Here is a 6,658-nt window from a genome sequence, read left to right as displayed (position 1 = left end):
GTCGCCGCCGCGGCCCGCGTACGGTCTCAGAGCTTCAGGCCCACCAGCAGCGGGTCGTGGTCGGAGGAGCGGAACGGGTCGGGCGCGTACAGGGCGGGCGGGTTGAACTCGGTGTTGTAGTCCATGAACCGGCCCTCGTCGGAGTTGATGTGCCAGATGGTAGCTCCGGTGACCAGCTTGCCCGCGCTCCTGTCGGCCAGCACGTGGTCGAGCTCACCGGACAGGCCGTCGAAGACGTAGCTGTAGCGGTCGTCCTTCTTGACGTACCTCTTGCTCAGGCTGGTCAGCCCGCCGTCCTCGAACGCGTGGATGGGGTCCTCCTCGCCGTAGGCGTTGATGTCGCCGAGGACGAGCACGTTCTGCAGCTTGAGGCTGTCGATCAGGGCCAGCACGGCCTTGGCCTGCTTGACGCGCTTGGCGTTGTAGCAGGACTGCCCGTCGCCCTGGTCGGCGTCGGCGCCGGAGGCCGGGCCGTCGGCGTCGGTGCAGCCCTTGGACTTGAAGTGGTTCACCAGCACCGTGAAGGACTTCCCGCCCGCGCCGGCCTTGGCGAAGGTCTGCACCAGCGGCGGCCGGTTGAAGATCGGGTCGGACGACGACCGCGCCGGACCGGTCGGGGTGACCTTGGCCGGCTGGTAGATCAGCGCGGTCTGGATGAGGTCGGTGCCCGGGTTGGGGTGCGTGATCGCCTTGTACGTGCCGGCGCCGGCCTTGGCGTTGAGCGCGTCGACCAGGGTGTTGAGCGCCACGTCGTTGTTGCGCTCGACCTCCATCAGCCCGGCCACGGCCGGGTTGAGCGTCGTGATGTTGGCGACCAGCTTGGCGAGCTGGCGGTCACGCTCCGCGGCGGTGGTGGCTCCGCGGGACTTGAGCGTGGTGAACCAGTTGAGCGTGTTGAGGCTGGCCACCTGGACGTCGCCGCCGACCTTGGCGGGCTTCGCGGGGCGGGGGTTCTCGGCCCTGAAGACCACCGGCTTGGTCGGCTGGACGCGGTAGGCGTCGAAGCCGTACGTGAGGACGCCGGTCAGGTTCTTCACCTCGTCGCCGATGCGGACGGTGTTCGACCCCTCGGTGTGGTACGGCAGGACGGGCGGGTTCTGCACGCTCGAGGCGTCGTCGAGGAGGACGGCGCGCCGCGCGTCCTTCTCGGTGTTCACACCCTCGCGGTCCGTCGGCTGCCACAGCCGCCCGCCGCCCGCGAGGGTGATCTCACCGAACCGTCCGAGGTTGTAGATCTCGGAGGCGGCGAGGTCACCCTTGAACGTGACGAGCATGCCCTCGAAGCGCTCGAACGTGACGCCTGTCTTGAGCGGCAGCTTCACCTTGGCCGGCTTGATCACGCCGGTGCCGCACACGGTCACGGCGGTGGCCGGCGAGATCTCGGTGAGGCCGTTGTACTCGATCGCCTTGCCGGAGACGAGCACCCGGTCACCGGTCTTGACCGGCGAGGAGGAGAACACGAACAGCCCCTCGGAGGTCGCCGGGTCGGCGTCGGGCTTGTCTTCCTGAACGTAGAAGCCGCCGAACTGGCCGGAGCTCTGGAAGGAGCCGGTGACGACGCCCTCGACCCGGACGTTCTGACCGGCGACCGGGCTGGACTCGCCGCTCCCCTGCACCTCGGAGATCCGGTGAGTGGGCGCGGTGTCGCAGCTCTCGGTGGGCGTGACGGTCGGGGTCGGGGTGGGGGTCGGCGTCACGGTCGGCGTCACGGTCGGCGTCACGGTCGGCGTGACGGTCGGGGTGGCCGTCGGGGACGGTGACGGGTCACCGCCGCCGCAGGGGGCCGCGGCGGTGGCGGTGTTGCGCGGCGCGGGGGCCGCGGTCTCGAAGTCGGCGCCGTTGTCGTCGGTGTCGGTGCAGCCGCCGCCCTTGCGGAACGCGCCGGTGGCGTTGGTGAGCGCGGGGGCGGGGGTCCCTTCGGAGAAGTTCGCGGTGCCGTACCCGACCAGGTCGGCGATCAGCGCGAGCTGGGCGTCGGCGCAGGGGGTGGAGGAGCCGTTGCAGGCCAGCCCGTCGCTCGAGCGGACCAGCGCCACCTTGCCCGCGGTGCCGCTCATGTTGACGGAGCCGACGCTGTCGGGCTTGGGCAGCGCGCCGCTGGGGGTGCTGCCGGCGGCGAGCTGTATGAGGTGGTACTGGCCGGGGGCGATGCTGCCGGAGAGGTCGGCCTTGTTGGAGGCGAAGTTCCCGGTGCCGGCGGCGCTGGTGTACTGCACGGACCAGCCGTCCAGGGACACGGGGGCGTCGCTGCGGTTGAACAGCTCGACGTAGTCGTTGGTGAAGGGGGCTCCGGAGTTGCCGCCTCCGCCGTAGACCTGGCTGATGACCACGGTTCCGGGGGCCGCGGCCGAAGAGGGTGAGGAAAGGGCTGCGATCGCACCGGCGACAACGCCGGCCGCAACGAGGATCGCTGTGGCCCGGGACTTGACTGGCATGCGGGGGAGCGTAAACCGACAAACGGCCAAAAACTCTGTATTCAGCATGGATGGGTCATGAAATTTCAGGTGTCGATCCGTCAATGTGTGACAATCGCCCTCCTGGCCTGGTACCGCACGCCGACGCTGACGGGCTCGCCGCTGTTCGGCGGGCCCCATGACGTCGATCGAGCCCGCACCTGCCGCCGCCCGGGTCGTCAGCCGTCGGCGGTCAAGGGCCGAGAGCGATCGCGCCCGCCACCTCGGCCGATCTCCGCATCGCTTATGAGCACATCGGCTCCCCGCGATGCCCGCCGCCCGGCTTGAACTGATCGTGAACAGATTTGCTGAACACTTGTGTTTGGATGCGTCCTTCCAGCATGATCTTGCTGTATCGCTCCCGGGTTTCAAGGAGGAACGGATGCGTCTTCGTGCAGGGCTTCTGGTAGCCGGCATGGCCGCCGCGATCGTCAGCGTGGTCAGCACTCCTGCTTCTGCTCAGGCGGCCGCCTGGACGTATATCGGCGTGTACACCAGCAAGCACAACTGCGTCGACGCCGGCCAGATGTGGGTCCGTGAGGGTTGGAACGAGTACGAGTGCTCAGGGAGCGCCACCTACTGGGAACTCTGGGTCCGGTAGCGCTTGACGCCGTCGCTCGCTTGACCCATGCCCGCAGCCCGCACCGGCTGGCCCTCGAGGCGACACCAGCCGGTGACCTGCCAGAAGGCCCGGGCGCCCACGGCCACGCGTGGGCGTTCTCCGAAGACCCCGACGACCGCCGGGTCCTGCGCGAGGCGACCGCCCGCTCGGGCGCCGTCGTCCTCGGTCGCCGGCTCTTCGACCTGGTCGACGGGCCGGAAGGCTGGAACGACGACCACGGGTACGGCGCGGGCGAGGTCGGCAAGCCCGCGTTCGTCGTCGTGACGAACGCGCCGCCGGACTCTGTGCGGCTCACCGACCTCGATTGGACATTCGTCACCACCGGCCTGGCCGTCGCCGTCGCCGTCGCCGTCGCCGCCGCGCGTGAGCGGGCGGAAGCGGCGTCGGCGCATCGCGGCGAGGACCTCGACGTCGTCCTCATGGGCGGCGGCGCCACGGTCGGCTCGGCGCTCGAGGCCGGGCTGGTCGACGTGCTGACACTGCACCTCGCACCCGTCGTACTGGGTGCCGGTACGCCGCCGCTCGCCGACGTCGCTCATGCGTCCACCGCCCTTGAGGGGTTGCCTCCCAGGTGATGCCGGCCCGGGAGGCGATCCCGGCGGCCGCGTGGTGCGCTCCTGATTGCGGGCTACTTGTAGTACTGCACCCAGTACTCGACGGTGTGCTTCTTGCTGAGGGAGAAGGACGCCCAGTACGTCGAGTGCCCGGCGTTGCTGATGCGGACGATGCCGTACTGGCCGTTGCAGGCCCACTTGCCGGACTTGGCGACCTTCTCACCGCCACCCCAGCGGCGCAGGAACCAGAGGTCGACCTTTAACTGCGAGTCGTTGCCCCAGCAGCGCGCCTTGATCTGCATCACGCGTACCCCCGAGGGCCGCTGCCAGGTCGAGGTCGAGAAGTACCCCCGTTGCGGACCCAGCGCCTCGTGCCGTTGGGTGTGCCAGCCGGCCATCGTCGCTGTACTCGCGTGGGTCGAGACCTCGCTGTGTGCCGCCGGGGCCGCGACGGCCGGTGCGGCCGTCACCAGGGACAGACTGGAGGCGGTGGCGGCGAGGGCGAGGGAGATGCTTGCGAGACGCATGGGAACCTGCCTTTCTTGTTTCCAGTGACCTGATAAGAAGGTGCCGCTGAGCGTGTTGAGCGGGCGTTGAGTATGCGTTGAACGGCGTCCTCGTCGTTCGTCCTGCACGGATGGCGATCCGGCTACTGTTGCTCCGCATGACGCACACCGAGATCGAGATCACCGCGGAGCTGGTACGGGATCTGCTGCGCGACCAGCACCCCGACCTGGCCGATCACCCTGTGCGGCTCGGCGCGCGCGGCTGGGACAACCAGCTGTGGCGGCTCGGCGACGACCTCGCCGTCAGGTTGCCCTGGGCGACACGGGACGCGGACGAGCTGCTGCGCAAGGAGCACACCTGGCTGCCCGCTCTCGCCCCGCGCCTCCCGCTGCCGGTTCCCGTCCCGCAGCGCCTCGGCGAGCCCTCCGCGCTGTTTCCACGACCCTGGATCGTCACCACCTGGGTGCCGGGCGAGCCCGCCGACCGCGCCCCCGTCACGCGCGCCGCGGAGGCGGCCGACGCCTTGGCCGCCTTCCTGACGGCCTTGCACCAACCTGCCCCCGACCAGGCTCCCACCGGCCGGGACCGCGGAGGGCGGCTGGCCGCCTACTCCGGAGGTTTCGCCAAGCAGCTCGCCTCGGCCACCGAGATGGGGCTCATTCCCGACCCGGACGCCGTCCGCGCGGTCTGGGAGGACGCCGCCGCCGCGCCCGACTGGGCGGGCCCGGAGCTCTGGCTCCACGGCGACCTGCATCCGGCCAATGTCCTCACCGCGGACGGCACCGTCTGCGGCGTGATCGACTTCGGCGACCTCTTCGCGGGCGATCCGGCCTGTGACCTCGCCGCCGCCTGGATTCTGCTGCCGGACGGCGCCGCCGACCGCTTTTATGACGCCTACCAGCCGGCCCCGGACGCCGCGACCCTGCGCCGCGCCCGCGGATGGGCGGTGCTGCGCGCGCTCAGCGGCATCCTCATCGGTGAAGCGGGAGTCCGGGGCCGCCGAGGCGGCAAGGCCACGTGGGGCCCACCCGCCCACGCCGCGCTGCGACGCCTCATCGCTGATCGATCGCTTCCCCAAGGGCAAGCCGGGATCGACTTGCCAGCGACGTGAGATAGGGCAGGCTTGCCGGTGTGATGGCGATTCATTCGCTGCCCACGCAGCCACAGGCGGAGCCGTACGAGATGCTCACCCGCCTGCCACCGCCCCACCTGCGTCCGTACGTGCTGGGGTGGGCCGGCTTTCGCACCCGGGCGGGAGAGCCCGCCCACCCCAGCCGGATGCTGCCGCTCAACGCGGCCACCCTGATCATCGACTTCACCGGCATGGGCCCGATCGTCACCGGTCCCCGCGCCACCGCGACGTTCTCGGCCCACACGCCGTGGCGTCACGGGGTCGCGGTCGGGCTCACGCCCGCCGGGATGTCGGCGCTGACGGGGACGCCCCTACGTGAGGTCGCCGGTACGAGCGCGCGTCTGGAAGACCTCCTCGGCACCCGCGCCGAGGAGCTGACCGGCCGGTTGATCGCGTCGGCGAGCTGGGCGGACCGCTTCGGGCTGCTGGAGGAGCGGCTGACGGCGTGGCTGCGTCCCGACGCCGGCCCCGACGGCCTGATCATGCACGCCTGGTGGCGGCTGCAGGAGCCGGCCGGTCCGCCCACCATCGCGTCCCTCGCCGGTGAGCTGGGTGTCAGCCGTCGGTACATCGAGCTCGGATTCCGCCGGGTGGTGGGCTTGTCGCCCAAGACGGTGGCCCGGATCGCCCGGTTCCAGCGGACCGTGGACACGTGGAGACGGCCCTCGACCACCCTGGACGAGGCCGTCGCCTGCGGTTACGCCGACCAGCCGCACCTCACCCGCGAGATGCGGGCGATGGCGCAGATGACGCCGAAACAGCTGTTCGCATTCGTTCAATACACCGATCGGCTCACCGGCTAGCGTGACCTTCCGCTCCGGACCGAACGGGTGCCGGGGGAGAGGAAGGGGCAACACGTCATGGCAGGCGTTCTCGCGGCCGATCCCACCCTTGCCGACTTCGGCAAGGACCCGCTGTGGATCACGATCGTCAAGGCCGTGATGGTGTTCCTCTTCCTGGCGCTGGGGGTCGTCTTCGGGGTCTGGTTCGAGCGCAAGCTGATCTCGCGGATGCAGCACCGGTACGGACCCAACCGGGCGGGGAAGTTCGGCCTCCTGCAGTCGGTCGCCGACGCGATCAAGATGGGCTTGAAGGAGGACCTCTTCCCGCGCACGGTGAACCGGGGGCTCTACCTGCTGGCCCCGGTCATCATGGTGGTCCCGGCGATGCTGGCCTTCTCGATCGTGCCGTTCGGGCCGGTCGTGAACCTGTTCGGCGTGCAGACGCCGCTGCAGTTGGTGGACCTGCCGGTGGCGGTGCTGTTCATGCTGGCCATGGGCGCGGTGTCGGTCTATGGCGTGGTGCTGGCCGGATGGTCGTCGCGCTCGCCGTACGCGCTGCTGGGCGGTCTCAGAAGTGCGGCGCAGGTGGTCTCGTACGAGATCGCCAT

7 protein-coding genes are annotated in these 6,658 nt (G+C 70.2%); 5 read left to right on the top strand and 2 right to left on the bottom strand.

All coding sequences use genetic code 11. The features are described from left to right. Positions 1–26: 26 nt before the first annotated feature. Entirely contained in the window at positions 27–2,435 is a 2,409-nt protein-coding gene (locus ACWDX9_RS57625; RefSeq protein ID WP_449971682.1) for an ExeM/NucH family extracellular endonuclease, read from the bottom strand. A gap of 400 nt (positions 2,436–2,835) precedes the next feature. Here ACWDX9_RS57625 and ACWDX9_RS57620 point away from each other — a divergent pair, with 400 nt between their 5' ends. Both ACWDX9_RS57620 and ACWDX9_RS57615 read left to right on the top strand, forming a co-directional pair. Next, positions 2,836–3,054 carry a hypothetical protein gene (locus ACWDX9_RS57620; RefSeq protein WP_350735869.1) on the top strand — a complete coding sequence of 73 codons (219 nt, stop codon included), beginning with the start codon at positions 2,836–2,838 and terminating at the stop codon, positions 3,052–3,054. A gap of 20 nt (positions 3,055–3,074) precedes the next feature. Beyond that, the gene (locus ACWDX9_RS57615; RefSeq protein WP_449971679.1) at positions 3,075–3,650 is read left to right on the top strand and encodes a dihydrofolate reductase family protein; all 576 of its coding nucleotides are present in this window, start codon (positions 3,075–3,077) and stop codon (positions 3,648–3,650) included. A gap of 53 nt (positions 3,651–3,703) precedes the next feature. Here ACWDX9_RS57615 and ACWDX9_RS57610 read toward each other — a convergent pair whose 3' ends face one another. Continuing rightward, a complete protein-coding gene (locus ACWDX9_RS57610) occupies positions 3,704–4,156 on the bottom strand; it encodes a hypothetical protein (RefSeq protein ID WP_449971676.1) in 453 nt (150 codons plus the stop codon). Between the two features lie 137 nt (positions 4,157–4,293). Here ACWDX9_RS57610 and ACWDX9_RS57605 point away from each other — a divergent pair, with 137 nt between their 5' ends. From ACWDX9_RS57605 to ACWDX9_RS57595, 3 genes are all read left to right on the top strand, one after another. Continuing rightward, positions 4,294–5,247 (top strand): aminoglycoside phosphotransferase family protein, encoded by a 954-nt coding sequence (locus ACWDX9_RS57605; RefSeq protein WP_449971673.1) that lies wholly within the window; start codon positions 4,294–4,296, stop codon positions 5,245–5,247. A gap of 23 nt (positions 5,248–5,270) precedes the next feature. Next, the gene (locus ACWDX9_RS57600) at positions 5,271–6,071 is read left to right on the top strand and encodes a helix-turn-helix domain-containing protein (protein ID WP_449971685.1); all 801 of its coding nucleotides are present in this window, start codon (positions 5,271–5,273) and stop codon (positions 6,069–6,071) included. 57 nt (positions 6,072–6,128) lie between these two features. Then, a partial coding sequence (locus tag ACWDX9_RS57595; protein WP_449971670.1) for a complex I subunit 1/NuoH family protein occupies positions 6,129–6,658 on the top strand: 530 nt, incomplete at its 3' end.

The sequence above is a fragment of the Nonomuraea sp. NPDC003201 genome, from assembly GCF_053590415.1.
The sequence above is the reverse complement of the archived record's forward strand: the minus strand, read 5'-3'. Positions and strand labels throughout refer to the sequence as shown.

Excerpts from the sequence above, each read along its gene's own strand:
- ACWDX9_RS57610 (WP_449971676.1), bottom strand. The coding sequence starts at position 4,156 with ATGCGTCTCGCAAGCATCTCCCTCGCCCTCGCCGCCACCGCCTCCAGT.
- ACWDX9_RS57625 (WP_449971682.1), bottom strand. The coding sequence starts at position 2,435 with ATGCCAGTCAAGTCCCGGGCCACAGCGATCCTCGTTGCGGCCGGCGTT.
- ACWDX9_RS57600 (WP_449971685.1), top strand. The coding sequence starts at position 5,271 with ATGGCGATTCATTCGCTGCCCACGCAGCCACAGGCGGAGCCGTACGAG.
- ACWDX9_RS57620 (WP_350735869.1), top strand. The coding sequence starts at position 2,836 with ATGCGTCTTCGTGCAGGGCTTCTGGTAGCCGGCATGGCCGCCGCGATC.
- ACWDX9_RS57605 (WP_449971673.1), top strand. The coding sequence starts at position 4,294 with ATGACGCACACCGAGATCGAGATCACCGCGGAGCTGGTACGGGATCTG.